At 69.5% G+C, this 23,340-nt stretch carries 16 protein-coding genes; 12 read left to right on the top strand and 4 right to left on the bottom strand.

Annotated features, from left to right (window positions below; all coding sequences use genetic code 11):
* Position 1 precedes the first annotated feature (1 nt).
* The 5 genes from GDJ08_RS08140 (at position 2) to tsaB (ending at position 6,999) form a co-directional block, all read left to right on the top strand.
* Positions 2-949, top strand: coding sequence for a glycosyltransferase family 2 protein (locus GDJ08_RS08140; RefSeq protein WP_165699778.1), 948 nt, complete (start codon positions 2-4; stop codon positions 947-949).
* 84 nt (positions 950-1,033) lie between these two features.
* The gene (gene mrcB, locus GDJ08_RS08135) at positions 1,034-3,484 is read left to right on the top strand and encodes a penicillin-binding protein 1B (RefSeq protein ID WP_153164664.1); all 2,451 of its coding nucleotides are present in this window, start codon (positions 1,034-1,036) and stop codon (positions 3,482-3,484) included.
* Positions 3,485-3,501: 17 nt separating this feature from the next.
* On the top strand, positions 3,502-4,023 hold the full coding sequence (locus GDJ08_RS08130; protein WP_017356294.1) for a hypothetical protein: 522 nt from the start codon (positions 3,502-3,504) through the stop codon (positions 4,021-4,023).
* A gap of 208 nt (positions 4,024-4,231) precedes the next feature.
* Entirely contained in the window at positions 4,232-6,289 is a 2,058-nt protein-coding gene (gene yoaA / locus GDJ08_RS08125) for a DNA repair helicase YoaA (RefSeq protein WP_229296478.1), read from the top strand.
* 5 nt (positions 6,290-6,294) lie between these two features.
* Positions 6,295-6,999 carry a tRNA (adenosine(37)-N6)-threonylcarbamoyltransferase complex dimerization subunit type 1 TsaB gene (gene tsaB, locus GDJ08_RS08120; protein ID WP_136003058.1) on the top strand — a complete coding sequence of 235 codons (705 nt, stop codon included), beginning with the start codon at positions 6,295-6,297 and terminating at the stop codon, positions 6,997-6,999.
* 35 nt (positions 7,000-7,034) lie between these two features.
* On the opposite strand, the gene GDJ08_RS08115 is transcribed toward tsaB, so the two are convergent.
* Together GDJ08_RS08115 and gshB are read right to left on the bottom strand one after the other, a co-directional pair.
* On the bottom strand, positions 7,035-7,922 hold the full coding sequence (locus GDJ08_RS08115; RefSeq protein WP_153164663.1) for an energy transducer TonB family protein: 888 nt from the start codon (positions 7,920-7,922) through the stop codon (positions 7,035-7,037).
* Entirely contained in the window at positions 7,919-8,869 is a 951-nt protein-coding gene (gene gshB / locus GDJ08_RS08110; protein ID WP_017356957.1) for a glutathione synthase, read from the bottom strand. The genes GDJ08_RS08115 and gshB overlap by 4 nt, the downstream gene beginning before the upstream one ends.
* A gap of 258 nt (positions 8,870-9,127) precedes the next feature.
* On the opposite strand from gshB, the gene pilG reads away from it, so the two are divergent.
* The 7 genes from pilG to GDJ08_RS08075 all read left to right on the top strand — a co-directional run bounded on the left by pilG (position 9,128) and on the right by GDJ08_RS08075 (position 21,163).
* The gene (gene pilG / locus GDJ08_RS08105; protein ID WP_017356958.1) at positions 9,128-9,529 is read left to right on the top strand and encodes a twitching motility response regulator PilG; all 402 of its coding nucleotides are present in this window, start codon (positions 9,128-9,130) and stop codon (positions 9,527-9,529) included.
* A gap of 18 nt (positions 9,530-9,547) precedes the next feature.
* Positions 9,548-9,910 carry a response regulator gene (locus tag GDJ08_RS08100; protein WP_017356959.1) on the top strand — a complete coding sequence of 121 codons (363 nt, stop codon included), beginning with the start codon at positions 9,548-9,550 and terminating at the stop codon, positions 9,908-9,910.
* Positions 9,910-10,440: a chemotaxis protein CheW gene (locus tag GDJ08_RS08095; RefSeq protein WP_017356960.1), complete on the top strand. Its 531-nt coding sequence runs from the start codon at positions 9,910-9,912 to the stop codon at positions 10,438-10,440. Before GDJ08_RS08100 ends, GDJ08_RS08095 begins: the two co-directional genes overlap by 1 nt.
* A 43-nt stretch (positions 10,441-10,483) precedes the next feature.
* Positions 10,484-12,520: a methyl-accepting chemotaxis protein gene (locus tag GDJ08_RS08090; protein ID WP_017356961.1), complete on the top strand. Its 2,037-nt coding sequence runs from the start codon at positions 10,484-10,486 to the stop codon at positions 12,518-12,520.
* A 94-nt stretch (positions 12,521-12,614) separates the two neighbouring features.
* Positions 12,615-19,361 (top strand): Hpt domain-containing protein, encoded by a 6,747-nt coding sequence (locus tag GDJ08_RS08085; RefSeq protein WP_153164662.1) that lies wholly within the window; start codon positions 12,615-12,617, stop codon positions 19,359-19,361.
* Positions 19,348-20,658 carry a chemotaxis protein CheB gene (locus GDJ08_RS08080; RefSeq protein ID WP_153164661.1) on the top strand — a complete coding sequence of 437 codons (1,311 nt, stop codon included), beginning with the start codon at positions 19,348-19,350 and terminating at the stop codon, positions 20,656-20,658. Before GDJ08_RS08085 ends, GDJ08_RS08080 begins: the two co-directional genes overlap by 14 nt.
* A gap of 34 nt (positions 20,659-20,692) precedes the next feature.
* The gene (locus GDJ08_RS08075; protein WP_017354592.1) at positions 20,693-21,163 is read left to right on the top strand and encodes a chemotaxis protein CheW; all 471 of its coding nucleotides are present in this window, start codon (positions 20,693-20,695) and stop codon (positions 21,161-21,163) included.
* Positions 21,164-21,196: 33 nt separating this feature from the next.
* Here the strand turns inward: GDJ08_RS08075 and GDJ08_RS08070 are convergent, their stop codons facing one another.
* Positions 21,197-21,931 (bottom strand): 16S rRNA (uracil(1498)-N(3))-methyltransferase, encoded by a 735-nt coding sequence (locus GDJ08_RS08070; RefSeq protein WP_153164660.1) that lies wholly within the window; start codon positions 21,929-21,931, stop codon positions 21,197-21,199.
* Positions 21,922-23,313 carry an adenosylmethionine--8-amino-7-oxononanoate transaminase gene (gene bioA, locus GDJ08_RS08065; protein ID WP_017354594.1) on the bottom strand — a complete coding sequence of 464 codons (1,392 nt, stop codon included), beginning with the start codon at positions 23,311-23,313 and terminating at the stop codon, positions 21,922-21,924. Before bioA ends, GDJ08_RS08070 begins: the two co-directional genes overlap by 10 nt.
* Between the last annotated feature and the right edge of the window lie 27 nt (positions 23,314-23,340).

The raw sequence follows: 23,340 nt of genomic DNA, 5'->3' as shown, positions 1-23,340 counted from the left end.
CATGACGATTTCCCAGGCCACGCCCCCCCGGCAGGCCGTGGCTGCCGCCGACATCTGCGCGGTGATCGTGACCTACGCGCCCGATCTGGATCTGCTGGCGCGCGTGGTCGCAGCCGTGCGTGACCAGGTCGGGCACGTGGTGGTGTTCGACAACGGCAGTCCGGCGGCGGATGTGGCTGCCCGGCTGCACACACTCGCCGGGGAGGGCGTGAGTGTGATCGCCTCGCCGGTCAATGTCGGTCTCGGTGCAGCGCTCAACCGTGCGTGTGAGCAGGCGCGCCGGATCGGCGTGGGGCACGTGATGCTGATGGACCAGGACAGCGTGCTGGAAGCCGGCATGGTCCAGACCCTCGCCACGGCGCTGGCGGCGCTGCAGCAGCAGGGACCGGTGGCGGCGGTGGGCCCCCAGTTCCGCGATTCGCGCAGTGGCGATCTTGCGCCGTTCATCCGTCTTGGTTTTCCGATCAACCACAAGCTGTATGGCGGCCCGGGCCAGTACGTGCCCTGCGATTTCCTGATCACCTCCGGTTCGCTGATTCCGCTGGCGTCGCTGGATCGCGTGGGCCCGATGGACGAGTCGCTGTTCATCGACAACATCGACATGGACTGGTGTTTCCGGGCGACGGCGGCGGGCCTGGGGCTGTATGGCGTCTGTGATGCGCAGATGCAGCACAGCATCGGCGAGCAGTTGAGACCGTCCCGGATCAAGCGCGATGGCGTCATCGTGCACAAGCCGTTCCGCCTGTACTACATCATGCGCAACCGGGTATTGCTGTACGGGCGTCCGCACACCTCCCGGGTCTGGGTGGGCCAGGATCTCCCGCGGCTTGTCCTCAAGCTGATCAGCAACGGGGTGGTCATCGCGCCCCGCCTGGTTCGCCTGCGGTTCATGTTGCGCGGCCTCTGGGATGGCGTGCGCGGGCGCAGCGGTCCCATGCCGCCTGCGTAGCCGCCTGAACGCCGCACAGGCAGGCGCCGCAACGGCTGCTGCGCTGCGTTAGACTGCCGCGATCCTCCTGTTGCGCAATGTACCGTGCCCCGACGCCACGATTCCGACGAGTTCGACGAGTTCGACGACGACACCGAAAGCCGCTGGCCGCAGTGGCGCCGCCGCCTGATCACCTGGGGCATGGCCGCGTTCGCGCTCGCGCTGGGATTCCTGATCCCCTATACGGTGTACCTGAACCAACAGGTCACCCAGCGTTTCGGTGAACTGCGCTGGCAGATTCCGACCCGTGTCTACGCGCGCCCGCTGGTGCTGGCCCCCGGCGTGGCGATGGATGCGCAGACACTGAAGACCGAACTGGCGGCGTCGGCCTACCGGGAAGACGGCACCGGCAAACCGGTGGCCACCTATGCCCAGGAGGGCGGCCGCTTCATCATTTCCAGCCGCGGCTACAGCGATGTGGACGGCCCGGTGGCGCCCCGCCGCGTCGAACTGAGCCTGTCTGGCGGCCAGGTTGCCTCGCTGCGCGATGCCGACAGCCGCAAGGCGCTCAAGGCCGCGCGCCTGGACCCGGCGCGGATTGCCACGCTGTACGGGCAGAAGCAGGAAGAACGGCGCCTGGTCCGGATCGAAGAGACCCCCGAACTGCTGGTGACCGGCCTGCAGGCGGTCGAAGACAAGGACTTCAACCGCCATCACGGCATCGACCTGAGCGGCATCGCGCGGGCGATCTGGGTGACGGTGCGCTCCGGCGGACAGAGCCGCCAGGGCGCGTCCACGCTGACCCAGCAGCTGGCCCGCAGCGGTCTGCTCGGGATCGGCAAGGAACAGACCGTCACCCGCAAGTTCAATGAAGTGCTGTACGCGCTGATCATGGAGGCGCGCTACGACAAGCGCACCATCCTGGAGGCGTACCTCAATCAGGTGTACCTCGGGCAGCGCGGCAGCCAGGCCATCCACGGCATGTCCTCGGGTGCGGAATTCTGGTTTGGGCGCGATCTGTCCTCGCTCGGCACCGAGCACGTCGCGCTGCTGATCGGTCTGGTCAAGGGCCCGTCCTACTACGACCCCCGGCGCAACCCGGAGCGCGCGCTGGACCGGCGCAACTTCGTGCTGGGCAAGCTGCATGAGAGCCAGCTGATCGACGATGCCGAGTACCAGCGTGCGCTGAAGGCGCCGCTGGGCGTGCCGAAGAATCCCGGCCTGATCGCGGCGAACCGGTTCCCGGCCTACGTGGACCTGGTGCGCCGCCAGCTGGGCCACGACTACCCGGAGGCCGCGCTGCAGGGCGCAGGCCTGAGCGTGATGACCGGCATGTCGCCCTCCGCGCAGGCGTACGCGGAAGGCGCGGTGACGCGCACGCTGAAGTCGCTGGAAACCAAGCGTCGCCCCGAGCTGCAGGCCGGGCTGGTGCTGACCGACGTGCACAACGGCGACGTGCTGGCCGTGGTCGGCAGCCGCGACGTGTCCGAGCCCGGCTTCAACCGTGCGATCGAAGCGCAGCGCCAGGTCGGTTCGCTGCTCAAGCCGTTCGTGTATCTGCTGGCGCTGGCGCAACCGGACCGCTACTCGCTGGCCAGCTGGGTCGATGATTCGCCGGTGACCGTGCAGCTCAGCCGCGGCAAGCGCTGGACGCCTGGCAACGCCGACAACCGCAGCCACGGCACGGTGCGGATGATCGATGCGCTGGCGCACTCCTACAACCAGGCCACGGTGCGGATCGGCATGGCGGTCGAGCCGCAGCGGCTCACCCAGCTGATCCATGTGCTGGCCGGTATCAAGGCCGAAGCGAATCCGGCGGTGATCCTGGGCGCGACCGACCAGAGCCCGTATGCGATGGCGCAGCTGTACCAGTTCCTGGCCTCCGGCGGTGAGATCCAGCCGCTGCACGCCGTGCGTGGCGTGCTCGATCCGCAGGGCAAGCTGCTCAAACGCTATGACAAATCCCCCGCGCCGGCACAGGAGGGCGACTCGATCGCCGCCAACCTGATCAGCATCGGTCTGCAGCAGGTGGTGTCCAGCGGCACCGCCCAGCGCCTGAACGCCGACGGCCTGGCCCGCCTGCAGCCCGCCGGCAAGACCGGCACGTCCAACGACGGACGCGACAGCTGGTATGCCGGCTATACCGGCGACCACCTGGCCGTGGTGTGGATCGGCAACGATCAGAACGCGCAGACCGGCCTGTTTGGTGCCAGCGGCGCCATGCGGGTCTGGTCGGGCATCTTCACCCGCCTGCCGAGTTCGCCGTTGCGGGTCAGCAACAAGGGACTGGATTGGCAGTACGTGGAAGCCAGCGGCACCGCCAGTACCGATGAAACCTGTCCGGGAGCCCGTCGCTTCCCGTTCGTCGTGGGCTACGCCCCCGCCTATGCGCCCTGTGCGCCCCCGGCCGTGCTGCCGGAGGGTGAGGGTGACGGGCAGGGGGACGGTGAAACCCAGGGCGGCGGCTGGCGCAGCTGGTTCGGAATGGAACGCAAGCAGGATGCTGCCCCTGAACCGGCGCAAAGCGCGCCGGCGGCCACCCCTCCTGCGCGTTGAGTCCTGCCATGTCTTCGATGTTCCCGCTTCGTCCGATCGCGCTGGTCGCGGTCAGCCTGTCCCTTGCCGCGTGCGTCAGCAGCACGCCGCCGGTAAAACCGCCGGTGGTTGCCACGGTCAGCCCGGCCCAGCGCCTGGCCGCCGTCGACGCTGCTGCCGGCAATGACGACACTGAACTGGCGGTGCAGCCGCTGCGCGATGCCCAGGTCGACGACCTGCGCGCGCATGCCCAGGCCCGCCGCCAGGCCAACGATCTGGCTGGCGCGGCAGAGGCGCTCAACCAGGCCCTGCTGATTGTCGAGGGCGATCCGGCCGTGCTGCAGGAGCGGGCCGAAATCGCTCTGCTGCAGGGCGACTGGGCGCGCGCCGAAGCGCTGTCGCGCAAGGCCGTGGACCTCGGCTCGAAGACCGGGCCGCTGTGCCGTCGCCACTGGGCCACCATCGAACAGGCCCGCCTGGCCCGCGGCGAAAAGGAAAACGCGGTGTCGGCGCACGCGCAGCTGGACGGCTGCACCGTCCCGGGCATCAAACGGTATTGAGCAGTGCCGGCCCACGTCACGTAGTGCCCGCCCACGTGACGTAGTGCCGGTCCACGTGACGTAGTGCCGGCCCACGTCACGTAGTGCCGGGCTCTGCCCGGCAGTGCCGGGTTCTGCCCGGCAGCATCTGACCGGGAACAGCAGGGCAGAGCCCCGCTCCACGACGGCAATCCGGCGCGCGGTGGCGGCCGGGGATTATCATGGGGCGATGTCCCGCCTTGCCACTGCCAGCGGCGACGCCCTCAGCGAGGGCGGTGCGCTTGCCAGCCAACTTGATGCCTTCGTGCCGCGCCCGGCGCAGCTGCGCCTGACCGCGGCCATCGCCGAAGCCTTCGACCAGCGCGACGTGCTGCTGGCCGAGGCCGGTACCGGCACCGGCAAGACCTACGCCTACCTGGTGCCGGCCCTGCTGTCCGGGCTGAAGACCATCATCTCCACCGGTACCCGCGCGCTGCAGGACCAGCTTTACCACCGCGATCTGCCGCGTGTGCGCGCCGCACTGGGGGTAGGTCACAGCAGTGCGCTGCTCAAGGGCCGCGCCAACTATCTGTGCCGCTACCGCCTGCAGCAGGCGCGTGGCGAGCCGCGCTTCTCCTCGCCGGAACAGGTGGCCCAGTTCCAGCGCATCCTGGCGTGGTCGGGGCGTACGCGCTTTGGCGATATGGCCGAACTGGACGCGCTGCCGGAAGATTCGCCGCTGTACCCGATGGTGACCTCCACGGTCGACAACTGTCTCGGTACCGAGTGCCCGTTCTGGGACGACTGCTTCGTGGTGCAGGCCCGCCAGCGCGCCCAGGCGGCCGACGTGGTGGTGGTCAACCACCATCTGCTGTTGGCCGACCTGGCGCTGAAGCAGGAGGGCTTCGGCGAAATTCTGCCGGGCGCGCAGGCCTTCGTGATCGACGAAGCGCACCAGCTGCCGGAGCTGGCAGCCAACTTCTTCGGCGAAGGTTTCGGCATGCGCCCCTGGCAGGAGCTGGCGCGCGACTGTCTGGCAGAGAGCCGCAGCGTGGCCGGCGCGCAGGCCGCGCTGCAGGCGCCTGCCGCCGCACTGGAGCAGGGGCTGCGCGATCTGCGCATCGCGATGGATGGCCTGCCGCCGCGCGGCACCCAATGGCGCGCGCTGGCGGTGCCGCAGGTGCGCGACGGATTCGACGCGGCGATGGCCGCGCTGGTGACGCTGCGCGATGGCCTGGCCGGCGTGCGCGAGGCGTCGGCCGGCCTGGACGCCTGCCATGCGCGTGCGCAGGAGGCGGTGTCGCGGCTGTCGCGGTGGCTGGGCGACGATGCGCCGCTGCCGGATTTCGACGTGGACCCCGAGCAGGTGCCGGCACCGGCCGAGGTGCTCTGGTACGAACTGACGCCACGCGGCTTCCGTTGCCAGCGCACCCCGATGGATGTCTCCGGACCGCTGCGCGAGCATCGGCAGCGCTCGATGGCGGCCTGGGTATTCACCTCGGCCACGCTGACCGTGGACGGCCATTTCGATCACATCGCGCAGCGGCTCGGCCTGGACGACCCGGTGACGCTGCTGCAGGCCAGCCCGTTCGACTGGGCGCGCCAGGCGCTGTGTTACCTGCCCACCGATCTGCCCGATCCGGGCGCGCGCGGTTTCGGCACCGCGCTGATCCGCGCCTTGACCCCGGTGCTGGCGGCGTCCGACGGACGTGCTTTCCTGCTGTTCGCCTCGCACCGCGCCCTGCGCGAAGCAGCCGAAGCGCTGCGCGATGCGCCCTGGCCCTTGTTCGTACAGGGCGAGGCGCCGCGTGCCACGCTGCTGCAGCGCTTCCGCGAGTCGGGCAATGGCGTGCTGCTCGGCTCGGCCAGTTTCCGCGAAGGCGTGGACGTGGTCGGCGATGCGCTGAGCGTGGTGGTGATCGACAAACTGCCCTTTGCCGCCCCGGACGATCCGGTGTTCGAAGCGCGCCTGGACGCGATCCGCCGCGACGGCGGCAACCCGTTCCGCGACGAGCAGCTGCCCCAGGCGGTGATCGCGCTCAAGCAGGGCGTGGGCCGGTTGATCCGCAGCGAGACCGACCGCGGCGTGCTGGTGCTGTGCGATCCGCGCCTGCTCAGCCGCGGCTACGGCCGGATATTCCTGGATTCGCTGCCGCCGTTCCGCCGCACCCGGGCGCTGGACGATGTCCGCGCGTTCTTTGCGCCACAATGGCCCGCCGACGCAGCCAGCGGGCCTGCCGTTGCCGCTGCCGCTCCCGCCGCTGCAGCGGCGCCGGCCGCCGACGATTTCCCCACTTCCCTGTTCTGACCGCCATGAAACTGCTTGCCTTTGAAACCGCCACCGAAGCCTGCTCCGTCGCCCTGCATGTGGATGGGCAGGTGCTGGAGCGCTTCGAGATCGCCCCGCGCCGCCATGCCGAGCTGAGCCTGCCGTGGGCCGAGGCGCTGCTGGCCGAGGCGGGCGTGGCCCGGTCGCAGCTGGATGCGATCGCGCTCAGCCGCGGCCCCGGCGCCTTCACCGGCGTACGCCTGGCGATCGCGATCGCGCAGGGGATCGCCCTGGCGCTGGACCGCCCGCTGGTACCGATTTCAACGCTGCAGACGCTGGCGCTGCGTGCGCCGGCCGATGCCGACCAGGTGCTGTCCAGCATCGACGCGCGCATGGGCGAGGTGTACGTGGCCCGCCAGGTGCGCGTGGACGGCCAATGGCGGCTGCAGGGCGAGGAAGTGGTGTGCGCGCCCGACGCCGTGGTCCTGCCCGACGGCACGCGCTGGTTCGGCGTGGGCACCGGGTTCGGTGCTGCCGATGGCGTGCTGGCCACGCGCCTGGCGCCGCAGCTGGCGGGCGTGGATCCGCTGGCCCTGCCGCGCGCCTCGGACGTGCTGGCGCTGGCAGTGCCGGCGTTCGAGCGCGGTGAGGCCGTGGCGCCGGAGCGGGTGGAGCCGGCCTATCTGCGCGACAACGTGGCGTTGACCCTGGTCGAGCAGCAGGCGGCGCGGGCGGCAAAGCAGGGGTAGTGGCGTACCGGCGCCCGGCCTCGTCAGTGGCCGGGTCAGCGGTCGTCGCGCAGCTCGCCGCCGGGCAGGAACACCCAGGTGCGCGTGACCTGCAGGATGTCCACGCCATCGTCGGTTCTGGGCAGCGGCGGGAACGGCTGGGCCAGGGCGATGACGCGCAGCGCGGTGGCATCCAGCAGGGGGCTGTTGCTGCTGCGCAGGATGCGGCTGCTTTCCACGCTGCCGTCGCGGCGGACGCCCACGGTGATCACCACCTGGCCGCCGAGCCGGCGTTGGCGCGCCTCATCGGGGTAGTTCAGATTGCCCACCCGCTCGGCACGGTCGACCCAGGCCCGCAGGTAGTTGGCGTAGGCGTATTCGCGCGTGCTCGCCGACACGAACTTCCGGTTGGGGCGCTTGGCGTACTGCGCCGAGCGCAGGTGCACTTCGGCCGCCAGCCGCGCCATCTCCGCGTCGCGCTGTTCGCGTGCGGTGACCGGCGCGTCCGGCGTGGGGCGGTCGGGCAGCGGTTGCGGCTGCGCGTCGGCGACGCTGTCGGGGCTGTTGCGGCTGCTGATCACGCGTGCCTGCGGGGGCGGCGGGCTGGCCGCATCCTGGCGCTGCTGCGGCACCGGCGACAGGCCGGTCTGCGGCTGCGGCACGATCCCGGCCTGGTTGTCGCGCGGGCGCTCGGCCTTGTCGTGGTCGCCGCCGCCGACCTGGCTGGCCTGGGCAAGGAAGTCGGCCTGTTTGGGCGTCAGCGCGGTCCGGGTCTGGCTGAAGATCACATCCAGGGTCGGCACCAACGGGGCCTGGTCGCTGACCGCGAAGCCCACGCCGAGGATGAGCAGCCCGTGCACGATCACCGACAGGGTCAGGGTCGCGCCCAGCCGCTGCGACTCGCGCGCCTGCGGGCTGAGGGCCGGAGCGACGCGGGCACTCATTGCGGCAGACCGGCCTCGATCGCATCGAACAGCAGCCCGGCGATGTTGAGGCCGAACTGCGCATCCAGTTCGCGTACGCAGGTGGGGCTGGTGACGTTGACCTCGGTGAGATAGTCGCCGATCACGTCCAGGCCGACGAAGCGCATGCCACGGCGCTTCATTTCCGGGCCCACCTGCGCGGCGATCCAGCGGTCGCGCTCGCTCAGCGGGCGGCCTTCGCCGCGGCCGCCGGCGGCGAGATTGCCACGGAACTCGTCGCCCTGCGGGATGCGCGCCAGGCAGTAGTCGACCGGTTCGCCGTCCACCAGCAGGATGCGCTTGTCGCCGGCGGTGATGTCGGGAATGAACTTCTGCGCCAGCGCCAGCGTACGCCCGCCGTCGGTCAGGGTTTCCAGAATCACGTTCAGGTTCGGGTCGCCGGTGCCGCTGCGGAAGATCGAGCGCCCGCCCATGCCATCCAGCGGCTTGAGCACGGCCTGGCCGTGTTCGAGCACGAAGGCTTTCAGGTCGGCACTGCGACGGCTGACCAGGGTCGGCGGACAGCACTGCGGGAACAGCAGCGCAGCCAGCTTCTCATTGAAGTCGCGCAGGCCCTGCGGGTCGTTCACGACCATCGCGCCGGCCTGCCCGGCCACGCTGAGCACGTGGGTGTCGTAGATGAATTCGGCATCCACCGGCGGGTCCTTGCGCATCAGCACGACCTGGCCGGGGCCGAACGGGGTCTGGCTGAATTCGCCCAGGGTGAACCAGTCCCGCGCGTCGTCGCGCACCTGCAGCGGTGCGGTCCGGGCGACCGCCTGGCCGTCCCGCAGTGCCAGGCCGCCCGGGGCGACGTAGTGCAGGGCATGGCCGCGTCGCTGGGCTTCCAGCAGCATGGCGAAGGTGGTGTCTTTGGCAATCTTGATGTCGGCGATGGGGTCCATCACCACGATGACGTTCAACGGCATGGTCGCAACCTGGCGGGCAGGCCGATGATGGTAGCGGCAATGGCCCCCGGTTGCCTGCCCGGTACGGCTGCAACGCAGTGTCCGCCGGCGCCGGTGGCGGCCGCGGGTTTGCGCAGTTCCGGGTCCGGCGGGGGGCGGAGACCCGCGGCCTGCTTGGCGGCAGCCGCGGTGCTTGAAGCCTGCGCCGGAATTGGGATATAGATACGCTTTCGCAGCGGCGCCAGACCAGCAGAAGCGTCGCGCGCTCGGGGAAAGGTAATGACTGAAAACATGGCTGCGGGTGGGGAACTCGCAGGGCTCAGGGTCATGGTCATCGATGATTCGAAGACCATTCGCAGGACCGCGGAAACACTGCTCAAGCGCGAAGGCTGCGAGGTGGTGACCGCGACCGATGGTTTCGAGGCGCTGGCCAAGATCGCCGACCAGCAACCGCAGATCATCTTCGTGGACATCATGATGCCGCGTCTTGACGGGTATCAGACCTGCGCGTTGATCAAGGGCAACCAGCTGTTCAAGTCCACGCCGGTGATCATGCTGTCCTCCAAGGACGGCCTGTTCGACAAGGCGCGCGGGCGCATCGTCGGCTCGGAGCAGTACCTGACCAAGCCATTCACGCGTGAAGAACTGCTGGGTGCCATCCGCACATACGTAAACGCCTGACCAGGGGGGAAAGGCACAATGGCTCGAATCGTTCTGATCGAGGATTCACCGACCGACCGTGCGGTGTTCACGCAGTGGTTGCGCAAGGCCGGCCATGAAGTACTGGAAGCGGACAACGCCGAGGACGGGCTCCAGCTCGTGCGCGAGCAGTTGCCGCAGCTGGTGCTGATGGACGTCGTGCTGCCGGGCATGAGTGGTTTCCAGGCGACCCGCGCGATGGCGCGGGACGCAGCGACCAGGCACATCCCGGTGGTCATCGTCAGTACCAAGGCGATGGAAACCGACAAGGCATGGGGGCTGCGACAGGGGGCGGCCGATTACATCGTCAAGCCGCCGCGCGAGGAGGAACTGATCGCGCGGATCAACGAACTGGTGGTCTGATGCGCTCTCCCTTCGACATCCTGGAAGCCTACGAACGGCGCAGCCTGGCCCATGCCGTGCAGCTGCCGGAACGACAGTTTTCGCAGGATCTGTGGCGTGGTGTCGGCTACCGGGTCGGCAGGCGCCGGCTGGTGTCCGACTTCCGTGAAGTGGTTGAAATCGTGCCGATGCCGCCGGTGACCCCGGTGCCCGGCGCGCAGCCGTGGCTGCTGGGCGTGGGCAACCTGCGCGGCAATCTGTTCCCGGTGGTCGACCTGAAGTACTTCCTGGAAGGCGAGCGCACCGTGCAGCAGGAAGGCCAGCGCGTGCTGATCATGCGCCAGGCCGGTGGCGACGTCGCGCTGACCATCGATGAGCTGTTCGGCCAGCGCAGCTTCGAGCAGGACCAGGACGTGGCGGCCGGCGATCTCGCCGAAGGCCGGTACGGCCACTTCGTCGACCGCGCCTTCCACGGCGACGGTCATGACTGGGGCGTGTTCTCGCTGTCGCTGCTGTCGCGCACCCCCGAATTCAGGCAGGCTGCGGCCTGACCGTCGCCGTCTGTCTCACCGCATTGAAGATCGAGGTTGAACCATGAGTACTGCTTCGGAATCCGCCAAGGCCGGCAAGCTGGGCTCGGTGGGAACCAATTTCTGGCTGGGCCTGCTGGCCCTGTCGATGATCGTGTTCGGCGTCAACACCGGCGTAGCCACCTGGCAGGGCAGCCGCCTGGCCGGCGCCAGCACCGGCGCGGCCGACCTGCAGGTGTTGTCCCAGCAGCTGGCCAACCAGGGCCGTGAGGCGGTGTCGGGCAACGCGCAGGCGTTCACTGCGTTCAAGGACACCAAGACCCGCATCGAAGGCACGGTGAGCAACCTCAAGGGGCGCTACGGCAACGAGGCCAACGTGGCCGGCCCGCTGGAGCAGCTCAGCCAGACCTGGGAGCCGCTCGGCAAGAGCGCCGGCCAGCTGGTGGCCAGTGAACCGGCGGTGCTGGCGCTGGCCGGCAATGCCAACAACTTCGTCAACGGCGTGCCGGCCCTGCAGGCGCAGCTGAACGAAGTGGTCCGCGCGATGTCGGCCGGCGGCGCGCCCGCCTCGCAGGTCTACAACGCCCTGCAGCAGGTCGTGGTGGTGGGCTCGATGGCCCGCCGTGTGACCGAAATGCGCGCCGGTGGCGCCAATGCCGCTGCCGCCGGCGATGCGCTGGCGCGCGACTCGGTGGTGTTCACCCAGGTGCTCGACGCGCTGCGCAACGGCAACGAGGAACTGGGCATCACCCCGGTCCGCAACGCCGCCGCACTGACCGCGCTTGAGCAGTCGCAGAAGCAGTGGGACACGATGAAGCAGGACGCCGACGCGATCCTGGCCAGCTCGCGCCAGCTGTTCGCCGCGCAGTCGTCGGCCGCCGCCCTGACCGCCGGCGCCGGCAGGATGCTGGACGACAGCAAGAAGCTGTTCGAAGCCTTCTCCTCGTTCGGTTCGGTGCGCGATACGCGGTTGTTCCCGAACTTCTGGCTGGGCGTGATTTCCGGCGCGCTGTCGCTTATCGCCATCGTCGGCTTCGTCAGCAGCACCGTGCGCAGCCGATCGCGTGAACAGGAACTGCGCTACCAGACCCAGGTGGAGTTCAACAGCCGCAACCAGCAGGCGATCATGCGGCTGCTGGACGAAATCAGCTCGCTGGGTGAAGGCGACCTGACGGTCAAGGCCTCGGTGACCGAGGACATGACCGGCGCGATCGCCGACGCGATCAACTACGCCGTGGACGAACTGCGCCACCTGGTGACCACCATCAACGACACCTCGGCCAAGGTCGCCGTGTCCACCCAGGAAACGCAGGCCACGGCCATGCAGCTGGCCGAAGCGGCCGGTCACCAGGCCAACCAGATCACCTCGGCGTCGGACCGCATCGGCGAAATCGCGTCGAGCATCGAGCAGGTGTCGCGCAACTCGGCCGAATCGGCCGACGTGGCCCAGCGCTCGGTGGTCATCGCCGCCGAAGGTGCCGGCGTGGTGCGCGAAACGATCCAGGGCATGGACCAGATCCGCGACCAGATCCAGGAAACCTCCAAGCGCATCAAGCGCCTGGGTGAGTCCTCGCAGGAAATCGGCTCGATCGTGGAACTGATCAACGACATTTCCGAGCAGACCAACATCCTGGCCTTGAACGCGGCCGTGCAGGCGGCCTCGGCCGGTGAAGCCGGGCGTGGTTTCGCGGTCGTGGCCGACGAAGTGCAGCGCCTGGCAGAACGTACCTCCGGCGCGACGCGACGCATCGAAAACCTCGTCCAGGCCATTCAGGCCGATACCAACGAAGCGGTCAGCTCGATGGAGCAGACCACCGCCGAAGTGGTGTCCGGTGCGCGCCTGGCCGAAGACGCCGGTACCGCCCTGACCGAAATCGAACGCGTGTCCAACGCGCTCAACAACCTCATCAAGAACATCTCGATCGCTGCCCAGCAGCAGTCGGCCGCTGCATCGGACATCACCCGCACGATGGGCGTGATCCGTCAGATTACCGGCCAGACCTCGCAGGGTGCGGGACAGACCGCCGAGTCGATCGGTCATTTGGCACAGCTGGCGGCCGACCTGCGCCGCTCGGTTGCCGACTTCAAGCTGCCGGCGTGAACGACCGGCAGGGCGGAGAGGGAAGGAATCAGCAGATGATGCATCGCCACAATCACCAGCACATCCTGTGCGCGAACCTGCCCGGAGCCCTGGCATGAGCACGCTGCGCGATGCGATGAGCCACGCTGCCCTGGGCTGGGTCAAGCCGGAGCTGGACGAAACCCTGCGCCAGGTCCGGCACGAGGTCGAGTACTTCGTGGAAGACCCCGCTGACGGCGGCCGCATGCGCTTCTGCGCCGGCTACCTGCATCAGGTGCAGGGCACCCTGCGGATGGTCGAGCTGTATGCTCCGGCGATGGTGGCCGAGGAGCTGGAACAGCTGGCCAACGCCATCGGTGCCGGACAGGTGCCCGACCGCGATGAAGCCTGTGCCACGCTGATGCGCGGCAGCGTGCTGCTGCCCGATTATCTGGAGCGCCTGCAGAACGGCCACCGGGATATCCCGATCGTGCTGCTGCCGCTGCTCAATGACATCCGGGCTGCGCGCGCTGCGCCGGGCATCAACGAAAGCGTGCTGTTCGCCTTCGCGCCGGACAGCGCCAGCGCCACCGAAGCCGAACTGGACCACGCGCGCGGCAGCCTGAGCGGCCGCAACCGCGAGCTGCTCGATACCGTGGGCAACGCGGTCAAGGAAGAACTGCTGCGCATCAAGGATGCGCTCGATCTGCACCTGCGCACCAACGGCGAGCCGGTGCAGCTGCAGACCCAGGTCAACGAGCTGGGTGCGGTGGCCGATACCCTCGGCATGATGGGCCTGGGCGTTGCCCGCGGCGTGGTCGTGCAGCAGCGCGATGCGCTGCGCAGCGTGGTCGACGGCGAACAGCAGATCGACGAAGGGCTGCTGCTGGATATCGCCGGCGCGCTGCTGTACGTGGATGCATCGCTGGACGACCAGGTGGCCCACCTCGGGGCCGGCGGCAGTGGCGAGGACGACCCGAGCGCGGTGGAAAACCGCCGCACGGTGGAAGTGCTGGCCCATGAGGCGATCGCCAACTTCGCCGCGGCGCGCGAGCACTTCGTCGCCTTCATCGAAACCAACTGGAGCCACGCGCAGCTGCAGGAAGTGCCGCGCCTGCTGGGCGAGGTGTCCGGCGCGCTGCGCATGCTGGATCTGGCCGTGCCGGCCGACTACCTGCAGGGCGTGCGCCAGTACATTGCCGTTGAGCTGATCGGCAAACAGCGCGTTCCCAGCGGTCGCCAGCTCGACACGCTGGCCGATGCGATGGCCAGCCTGGAGTACTACCTGGAAGCGCTGCGCGAACGCCGTCCCGGTCGCGACGAGATCCTGGACATCACCCGCAGCAGCCTGGAAACCCTGCGTTACTGGCCGTTGCCGGAGGCCGGCAGCGCGCCGGCGGATACCAGCGCCGAAGCGCTGCCGGTCGCCGCCGAGCGCATCGATGTGGCCGCGTGGGACGCGCCGTCGATCGAGCCGATCGCGATCGAACCGACCCCGCTCGCTGCGCAGGAACCGGTCAGCGTGCCGCCCCCGTTGCCGGACTTCACCTTCGATCCGCTGCCCGCGGCACCCGCGCAACCCCCGCCGGTCGCGCCGGTCGCGCTGGTGTTCAACGCCTCCACCGCGCCGGTGGCACCGGACGCGCCGCAGTGGGAGCTGTCCACCGCGCGGCCGCATGATGAGGTCTCACCGGCATCTGCCGCGTTCGATCCGGTGCAGGCCGAAACGCCGACCGCGCCGACCGCATGGAACCTCGTGCCGACGCTGGACAGCGTTGCCGCCGAGGCCGCCGATACCGACACCGCCGATGCGCTGTCGGGGGCCGATGATGTCGATGCCGTGGCCGACGAGATCGTGATCGCCCACAGCGCCGCCGGCTTCGACCCGGTGGCCGCTGAGCATGACGTGCTGGACATCAGCGACGAGCCGATCGAGTTCACCTTCGACGACGACCTGCGCAACGCCGACGACGTGCTGTCGCTGGATGTCCAGGATGCCCAGCGTGTCCAGGAGGCGGCGCACCTGGCCGAACCGGACGCGTTCGATGTGGACGCATTGCCGACCTTCCTGCAGGACACCGCCGCCGGCGGCGGCAGCGATGGCGTTGCCGCGTCCGGCGACATGGACGCGGATGCACCTGCGCCGGTCGAGGACGCTGTCCCCGCCGATGCGCTGCCTGACGACACCCTGGCGGTCGATGTGCCGCTGACCCCGGTCAGCGGCGGCGTGCATGAAGCGGTGATCGGCAAGATCGACCTCGATGACGAATCGGCGCGGTTCCTGGCCGAGCTGGACGCGGCGGCGGCCCAGTTCACCACCCAGCCCGTCGAGACACCGGTCGCGGCCACGCTGGCGCCGGACACCCTTGATACCAGCATCGATGCCGGTTTCGAGGACGATGGCGAAAACATCGACCAGGACATCCGCGACGTCTTCATCGAGGAATTCGACGAAGAACTGGAGAATCTGGGCAACCTGCTGCCGGCATGGCGTGCCGCGCCCGACAATCTGGACCGCCTGCGCCCGATCCGTCGCGTCTTCCATACCCTCAAGGGCAGCGGCCGTCTGGTGGGCGCACGCACCCTGGGCGAGTTCAGCTGGAAGGTCGAAGGCATGCTCAACCGCGTGCTCGACGGCAGCCGCGCGGCCACCCCGGCGGTCGTCGCGATGGTCACCCAGGCCTATGAAGTGCTGCCGCAGCTCAATGCCGCGCTGCGCGGCGACAGCCGCGTGACCGCCGACCTGCAGGCCATGCAGGCCATTGCCGACCGCGTGGCGGCCGGTGAAGAGACCTTCCACGTGCCGCTGCAGCGCCCGGCCCCCGTTGCCGCGCCCGTGGCGGAGAACACGACCGCCGAGACGCCTGTCGAGCCCGCGCTCGAGGTGCCGGCGGACGCCCCGGTCGAGGCCGGTACGCCGGCCAATATCGACAGCGTGCTGCGCGAAATCCTCGAGGCCGAGGTCGACACCCACCTGGCCACGCTGCACGCGTGGCTGGATTCGGCAGCGGTGACCCCGGCGCCGGTGACCGATCTGCTGCTGCGTGCCATGCACACCATGAACGGTGCGTTCGCGATGACCGAGGTGCCGGAGATCACGGCCGTCACCGGGGCTGCCGAATCGTTCATCAAGCGCTCGCTGGCGGCCGGTGAAACGCCGGAGACCGACGGTGTGGCGGCGCTGCGCGATGCCGCCGCCGCGATCACGCTGACCATGAACGCGTTGCAGACCGAGTTCCCGCGCATTCCGGTGCAGCACGACCTGGCCGCACGCCTGCAGGCGCTGGCCGATCGGCTGCCCGAAGCGCGCTGGCCGGCGCTGGTCGACGACGACGCGATCGACGTGGAGACGGCGGAGCTCGATGCGCTCGACGCCGACGCCGACGTCATCGACGCCATCGACGCCATCGACGCCGAGCCGGTGGTCGAGGCAGTGAAGAGCGCGGATGCCGATGCGACAGCAATCGATGCACCGTCTGAGGCTGATGCCCATGCTGACGAGCGCATCGAGGACATCGACGCTGTCGCGGTGAGTGACGCCGGACAGAGGGCGGCCGCCGATCCACTGGGCGCGGACGTACTGCCCGACGCCGACGCATCCGTACAGGACGTCGACGCGGCCGGCTTCGCCCGTGCCGATGCGTCCGACGACGTGGATGTGCAGGACGCGGAGCTCGAGGCCGACGGCCTGGTGGTCCTGGATGCGGCAGACCTGGCCGCCGACGAGGCGTCGGTGCTGTCCATCGGCGACCTGACGGGCAGCGACGACCTGACGGGCAGCGACGACCTGTCCCGCTTCCTCGATGAAACATCGCTCCCGGCGGCCCTTGCCACCGGTACGGCCGGCGTCGCGACCGCCAGCGGCGACGACGCCGATGCCGACGTGGTTGTTGCGGTGGATGCCGTGCTGGAGACCGCCGCGAACGACACCGCAGCGGACGGTCTGGACGCGGTCGAGCTGACCGCCGCCGATGACCTGTCGCGCTACTTTGGTGTGGTCCACGACAACGCCGGCGCCGCGCCGGCAGACCACGACGCCACCGATGCCGCGCCGCCGGCGTTCGACGGTGAGGCGTTCAGCGACGAGGAAGAGGACGCCCTCATTGCCGACGCCCATGCCCTGGACGACGTGTTGCCGCCGGTGCCGTCGTTCGGCGAGCCGGTGGATACGCAACAGGCGCTGGATGACGGCCTGACCGTGGTCGATGCGCCGGAGGGCAATGAGGCGCCCGTGGTGGGGGTGATCGGACTCGACGCCAGCAACGATGACGGCGCCGAAGCGGATGCGTTCGCCGATACGCTGGACGACACCGGAACGCAGGAGAGCGCCGCAACGCGCGTCGCGCCCACGCCGTTCTTCGAACTGGAACAGTCCACCGTCGCGATCGATGCATCGGTCGATGCGCCGGCATCCTCCGCGACCCTTGACGCCGACGCCGACGCCGACGCCGACGCCGACGCCGACCCCGGGCAAGCGCCCACGCGGGTCGATGGGCAGGGTGCCGAGGATGCCGCCGACGCGCTGGACTTCAGCGTGCTCGACCAGGAGCTGGTCGACATCTTCGTGGAGGAGGGCAAGGATCTGCTCGACCACTGCGATGGCCTGATCAGCGAACTGCGCGCCGCGCCGCAGGACCGCGACGTGCTGGCCGGGCTGCAGCGCGATCTGCACACCCTCAAGGGTGGCGCGCGTATGGCCGGGATCAATCCGATCGGTGACCTTGGCCACGGCATCGAATCGTTGCTGGAAGCCGTGGCGGCCAACCGCACCGACATTGACCGCAGCGACGTCCATCTGCTGGAGCGTGGCTTCGACCGCCTGCACCAGATGCTCACCCGCACCGGTGACCACCGCACGGTGGCGATGCCCGACGACCTGATCGCCGCCTTCGAGCAGCGGACCCAGGGCCGTGCGGTCGTGGTCGAGGACGCGCTGCCGGCCGAAGCGCCGGTGGTGGAGGACCGCAACCAGGCCGTGGCCGATGCGATCGCCACACGGGTGGCCGCACCGCTGTCCGCGCCGGTGCCGCTGGAAGTGGTCGGCGACGACGACGCGCTGGCACGTCCGCAGCAGGAACAGGTGCGTGTGCGCGCCGATCTGCTTGACCGCCTGGTCAACCATGCCGGTGAGGTGGCGATCTACCGTTCGCGGCTTGAGCAGCAGCTGGGCGCGTTCCGGGGGGCCATGTCCGAACTGGACCGCACCAACGCCCGTCTGCGCGACCAGCTGCGCCGACTCGACCTGGAAACCGAAGCGCAGATTGTCGCGCGCTACCAGCGCGAGCAGGACCAGGCCGACCACAAGTTCGATCCGCTGGAACTGGACCGCTTCTCCACCCTGCAGCAGCTCAGCCGCGCGCTGAACGAATCGGCGGCCGACCTGGGAGGCCTGCAGGGTGTGCTGGATGATCTGTCGCGCCAGTACGACGTCCTGCTGCAGCAGCAGTCGCGCGTCAGCTCGGAACTGCAGGATGGCCTGATGCGCGCGCGCATGGTGCCGTTCGACGGGCTGGTGCCGCGCCTGCGCCGCGTGGTGCGCCAGGCCGGCCAGGACACCGGCAAGCAGGTGCATGTCACGCTGGAAGGCACCCACGGCGAACTGGACCGCAACGTGCTGGACCGCATGGTCGCGCCGCTGGAACACATGCTGCGCAACTCGGTCGCCCACGGTCTTGAAACGCCGGAGCAGCGCCGTGCCGCCGGCAAGCCGGAAGAGGGCGAGATCGCTATCCGCCTGCGTCGCGAGGGCTCGGAAATCGTGCTGGAAGTGGCCGACGATGGCGCCGGCCTGGACCGTGACGCGATCCGTCGCCGTGCCGAACAGCGCGGCCTGATCGAGGCCGATGCGGTCCTCAACGACACCGAATTGGACGCGATGATCTTCGCCTCCGGCTTCAGCACCGCCGACCAGGTCAGCCAGCTGGCCGGCCGTGGCGTGGGCATGGATGTGGTGCACAACGAAGTACGCCAGCTCGGCGGCTCGGTGGACATCCACTCCGTGCGGGGGCAGGGCGTCACCTTCACGCTGCGCCTGCCGCAGACGCTGGCGGTCACCCAGGCCGTGTTCGTGCAGATCGGTGACACCACCTACGCGGTACCGGTGGCGTCGGTCAGCGGCATCGGCCGCATCTCCCGCGAGCGTTTCGAGTCCACCAGCGCCGGTGTGTACCACTACGGCGGCGAAGAGTTCGCCCTGCACGACCTGGGCACGCTGGTCGGCCAGGCCCAGGCACGCGCCGAAGGCCAGGCCCAGGTGCCGCTGCTGCTGGTGCGCGCCGGCGACCTGCGGGCCGCCGTGGCCATCGACCAGGTGCTCGGCAACCGCGAAATCGTGGTCAAACCGGTGGGTCTGCAGATCGCATCGGTGCCGGGTATCTACGGCGCCACGATCACCGGCGATGGCCGCGTCGTGGTCATCCTCGACGTCGCGCCGCTGGTGCGTCGTTTCCTCGCCAACCCGCACAAGCCGATCGCGGTGACCACCCAGGTCAGCGACCGCGACGTGCCGCTGGTCATGGTGGTGGACGACTCGCTGACGATGCGCAAGGTCACCGGCCGCATTCTGGAGCGCCACAACTTCGAAGTGACCGTCGCCCGCGACGGTGTCGAAGCACTGGAGCGGCTGGAGGAGCGCGTGCCCGATCTGATGCTGCTGGACATCGAGATGCCGCGCATGGATGGCTATGAACTGGCCACCGCGATGCGCGCCGATCCGCGTTACCAGCAGGTGCCGATCGTGATGATCACCTCGCGCAGCGGCGACAAGCACCGCCAGCGTGCGTTCGAAATCGGTGTCCAGCGCTACCTGGGCAAGCCGTACCAGGAACTGGATCTGATGCGAAACGTTTACGACCTGCTGGGGATCGCCCGTGTCCGCGAGTGACTCCCATCCCCTGTTGTCGGTGGCGCTGCTGGCCCGTGACGGTGCGGCGCGCGACCGCCTGCGCGATGCGCTCGGCCACGCCGGTGCGCGCCTGGTGTTCGAGGGCGATCCCAATACCCTGGAGCCACAGGCGCTGCGTGATGCCGATCCGGGCGCGGTGCTGATCGCACTGGAACCGGCCATCGAGGATGCGCTGGAACGCCTGGACCCGGTGCTGGCGTCGCCCTCGCTGACCCTGATCTTCGACGAGGCCGACCTGGCCGCCCGTCGCGACGGCTGGGAAGCCCAGCGCTGGGCGCGTCACCTGGCGGCCAAGCTGCATGGGCACCAGGACGTGCTGCCGCCGGGCTCGGAGCAGGACCACCTGCTGCAGCCCGAACCTGGCCTGCCGACCACCCCGGCGCAGCTGCATGCCGATGCGCCGCTGTCGTTCCACGTGCGCGAGGCGTTCGACGCGGCGACCGAGGTGCCGGCCGACGGTCTCTACCAGGCGCCGTCCGGCATCCGCGAGCCGATGTCGCTGGAAGAAGCGCTGGCCGGGCTGCAGGCACCGCCGGAAACGGTGCCGGCGCCCGTCAACGCGGCGCCGCCGGTGGCGCCGCCCCCGTTGCCGGTGGCCTCCTTTGGCGATCACAGCAGCTGGTCGCTGGTCGATGACCACGGCACGCCTGCTGCAGCGTCCGTCGCCGCCGCTGTGCCGCCGCCTGCGTTCGACAGCGAACGCCTGTCGCTGGTGGCGCTGGAAGCCGACGTGGACCCGGGCAGTGCCGCCCCCGGCGCGGTCCTCGTGCTGGCAGGCATCGGCGGTCCGGACGCACTGCGCCGGCTGCTGGCTGGCCTGCCTGCCACGCTGGCTGCGCCGGTACTGGTGCACATGCGCCTGGACGGCGGCCGCTACGGCAACCTGGTCAAACAGATGGCCCGCGTCTCCGCGCTGCCGGTGGTGCTGGCCGAAGCCGCGCAGCCGGTGGAAGCCGGGCAGGTGTACATCCTGTCCGACGACATCGGCGTGACCGTCCACAACCGCGGCCTGCACTTCGTCGCCGATGCCCACGGCGTCCAGATCGGCGCGCTGCCGCCGGCGCACAGTGCGGTGGTGCTGCTCAGTGGCGCCGATGCCAGTCAGGTCGATGACGTACTCGCGCTGGCCGTGGCCGGTGCCTGGGTGGCCGGCCAGGTGGGTGAGGGCTGCTACGACCCGACCGCCGCCAATGCGGTGGTCGCTGCGGGCATGGAGGCCGGTGAGCCGCAGCAGCTGGCCCAGGTCATCGCCGATCGTTGGGGCGGGGACACGTGAACCACGCCGCCGCCCATTACAGGAACCAGAGCGCATGAGCTACGCCAACAACGACGAAATCCGCGGCGTCCTGATCCAGGCCGGGCATGAGCGCGTGCTGCTGCCCAACGCCACCGTCGCCGAAATGATGTCCAAAGTGCCGGTCGAGACGATCGCCGATGCGCCCGCCTGGCTGGTGGGGCAGATCGCGTGGCATGGCTGGGAAGTGCCGCTGCTTTCGTTCGCGCGCCTGTCCGGGCTCGGCGACGAGCCGGTACATGGCAACAACAAGGTGGTGGTGCTGAAGGCCCTGGGAGGCAATGCGCAACGCCCCTATTTCGCCCTGCTGACCCAGAGTTTCCCGCAGTTGATCTCCGTCCCGCGCGACGGCCTGCTGGCCGACGCCTCCGAGGAGACCCTGCCGCAGGGCGTGCACATGCGTGTGCTGCTGGGCGAGCAGAGCGCACTGCTGCCGGACCTGGACGCGCTGGAAGCAGCGTTGGACCAGGCCCACCCGGTGGCGTGACCGGCAGGCCACGACCGGGGGTCGTGGCACTGCTTACCCCAGATCGCCCAAACGCGCCTGCACGGCCGCAATCGCGGCCAGCCCGGCGGTCTCGGTGCGCAGGATGCGCGGACCCAGCTGCAGGCCCTGGAAGCCGGCCTGCTGCAGTGCCTGGCGGTCGCGCGGCGACCAGCCGCCCTCGGGCCCGATCGCGATCACCACACCGCCGGCCGCCGCCTGCAGGGTGGACAGGCGATGCTCGCCGAGGGGATCCAGGGTCAGCTTGAGCGCCCCGGCGGGCAGGCCGCGTGCTGCATCGAGCAGCGATCGCGGTGCGGCCACGGACGGCACGCGTGCCCGGCCAGACTGGCCGCAGGCCGAGACCACCACGCTGACCCAGTGGGCCAGGCGCTTTTCCGCGCGCGCCGCATCCAGCTTTACTTCGGTGCGTTCGGCGTTCACCGGCACGATGGCATTCACGCCCAGCTCGGTGGCCTTCTGCAGGATCAGGTCCATTTTCTCTCCGCGCGCGATGCCCTGCAGCAGGGTGATGTGCAACGGCGACTCGTTGGCCACCTCGTGGGCGTCATCGATGCGCACCTGCGCATCGCGCTTGCCTGCTTCGACCAGGCGTGCGGTGTAGTCGTGGCCATCGCCGTTGAACAGCACGCAGGTATCGCCCTCCCGCAGGCGCATCACGCGCACCAGGTGGTTGGCCGCGTCCTCGGGCAGCGACACGGTCTGGCCGATCGCGAGGGCGGTCGGGATGAAGCTGCGGGTCACGCGCATGCGGTGGCGTCCTCGATGGCGGCCAGGGTGGTCTGGGCCAGCAGGTCCAGGTGTTCGTCCTCCACGCAATAGGGAGGCATCCAATACAGCACGTTGCCGAGTGGGCGCAGCACCACCCCGCGCTTCAGCGCGGCGGTGTAGGCGCGCAGCCCGATCCGCGCCTCGGCAGGGAAGGGGGTGTGTCTGTCGCCGTTGCGGGCAAGCTCGAAGGCCACCACCATGCCGGCCTGGCGCACGTCGGCCATGTGGGGATGGTCGGCGAACGGCGCGGCCAGTCGCCGCATCACCTCGGCGGTGCTGCGGTTGCGCGCGATCACATCGTCAGTGGCGAAGATGTCCAGCGTGGCCAGCGCGGCCGCGCAGGCCAGCGGATTGCCCGTATAGCTGTGCGAATGCAGGAAGGCACGCTCGCGCGAGTCATCCAGGAAGGCGTCGTACAGTGCCTGGGTGGTCAATACCGCGGCCAGCGGCAGGAAGCCACCGGTAAGGCCCTTGGACAGGCACAGCAGGTCCGGCATCACCCCGGCCTGTTCGCAGGCGAACAGCGTGCCGGTGCGGCCGAAGCCGGTAGCGATTTCATCGGCGATCAGGAATGCGCCGTTGGCATCGCACAGCGCCCGCGCCCGCTGCAGATACACCGGGTCGTGCATGCGCATGCCGCCGGCGCACTGCAGCCGCGGCTCCAGAATCACCGCGCAGATCTCGCCGGGATGCCGGTCGAACAGGTCGGCCAGGCGGTCGGCGGCCTCATGGGCGCGCTGGGCGGCACTTTGACCGGGCTCGGCCAGATAGGCGTCGGGGGACGGTGCGAACAGCGCTTCGGTGAGGAGGGGCGCGTACACCCGGCGGTACAGCGGAATGTCCCCGACCGACAGGGCGCCCAGCGTCTCGCCGTGGTAGCCGTTCTCCAGCGCCACGAAGCGGGTCCGGTGCATCTCGCCGCGGTTGCGGAAGTAATGGAACGCCATCTTCAGCGCCACCTCCACGCCGGCCGACCCGTTGTCGGCGTAGAACACCTTGGCCAGCGGGTCGCGCCCGGGCTGACGCGGTGCGATCGCCAGCAGGCGCTCGGCCAGGGCCACCGCCGGTTCGTGGCTGAAGCCGGCCAGCATCACCTGCTCCAGCTGGGTGGCCTGGTGCGCGATGGCCGCGCCGATGCGGGGCTCGGCGTGACCGAACAGATTGGTCCACCAGCTGCTCACCGCATCCAGGTAGCGGCGGCCATCATGGTCGATCAGCCACGGGCCTTCGCCACGCGCGATCGGTACCAGGGGCAGGGTGTCGGGGTGCTCGCGCATCTGGGTGCACGGGTGCCACAGCACAGCCAGGTCGCGTTGCCGCCACCGGTCGGCCAGCGTGAGGGGGGCTGGGTCTGCTAGCATTTCGGGCTCATGAACACGTTTTCACCT

It is taken from the genome of Stenotrophomonas nematodicola (assembly GCF_009467805.1).
In the GTDB taxonomy this organism is placed as follows: domain Bacteria; phylum Pseudomonadota; class Gammaproteobacteria; order Xanthomonadales; family Xanthomonadaceae; genus Stenotrophomonas; species Stenotrophomonas nematodicola.
The sequence above is the reverse complement of the archived record's forward strand: the minus strand, read 5'-3'. Positions and strand labels throughout refer to the sequence as shown.

What these genes read in the sequence shown, in the direction of transcription:
- pilG (WP_017356958.1), top strand. Translation starts at nt 9,128, where the DNA reads ATGACTGAAAACATGGCTGCGGGTGGGGAACTCGCAGGGCTCAGGGTC.
- GDJ08_RS08140 (WP_165699778.1), top strand. Translation starts at nt 2, where the DNA reads ATGACGATTTCCCAGGCCACGCCCCCCCGGCAGGCCGTGGCTGCCGCC.
- bioA (WP_017354594.1), bottom strand. Translation starts at nt 23,313, where the DNA reads ATGCTAGCAGACCCAGCCCCCCTCACGCTGGCCGACCGGTGGCGGCAA.
- gshB (WP_017356957.1), bottom strand. Translation starts at nt 8,869, where the DNA reads ATGCCGTTGAACGTCATCGTGGTGATGGACCCCATCGCCGACATCAAG.
- GDJ08_RS08070 (WP_153164660.1), bottom strand. Translation starts at nt 21,931, where the DNA reads ATGCGCGTGACCCGCAGCTTCATCCCGACCGCCCTCGCGATCGGCCAG.
- GDJ08_RS08075 (WP_017354592.1), top strand. Translation starts at nt 20,693, where the DNA reads ATGAGCTACGCCAACAACGACGAAATCCGCGGCGTCCTGATCCAGGCC.
- yoaA (WP_229296478.1), top strand. Translation starts at nt 4,232, where the DNA reads ATGTCCCGCCTTGCCACTGCCAGCGGCGACGCCCTCAGCGAGGGCGGT.
- GDJ08_RS08100 (WP_017356959.1), top strand. Translation starts at nt 9,548, where the DNA reads ATGGCTCGAATCGTTCTGATCGAGGATTCACCGACCGACCGTGCGGTG.
- GDJ08_RS08095 (WP_017356960.1), top strand. Translation starts at nt 9,910, where the DNA reads ATGCGCTCTCCCTTCGACATCCTGGAAGCCTACGAACGGCGCAGCCTG.
- tsaB (WP_136003058.1), top strand. Translation starts at nt 6,295, where the DNA reads ATGAAACTGCTTGCCTTTGAAACCGCCACCGAAGCCTGCTCCGTCGCC.
- GDJ08_RS08090 (WP_017356961.1), top strand. Translation starts at nt 10,484, where the DNA reads ATGAGTACTGCTTCGGAATCCGCCAAGGCCGGCAAGCTGGGCTCGGTG.
- GDJ08_RS08115 (WP_153164663.1), bottom strand. Translation starts at nt 7,922, where the DNA reads ATGAGTGCCCGCGTCGCTCCGGCCCTCAGCCCGCAGGCGCGCGAGTCG.
- GDJ08_RS08130 (WP_017356294.1), top strand. Translation starts at nt 3,502, where the DNA reads ATGTTCCCGCTTCGTCCGATCGCGCTGGTCGCGGTCAGCCTGTCCCTT.
- GDJ08_RS08085 (WP_153164662.1), top strand. Translation starts at nt 12,615, where the DNA reads ATGAGCACGCTGCGCGATGCGATGAGCCACGCTGCCCTGGGCTGGGTC.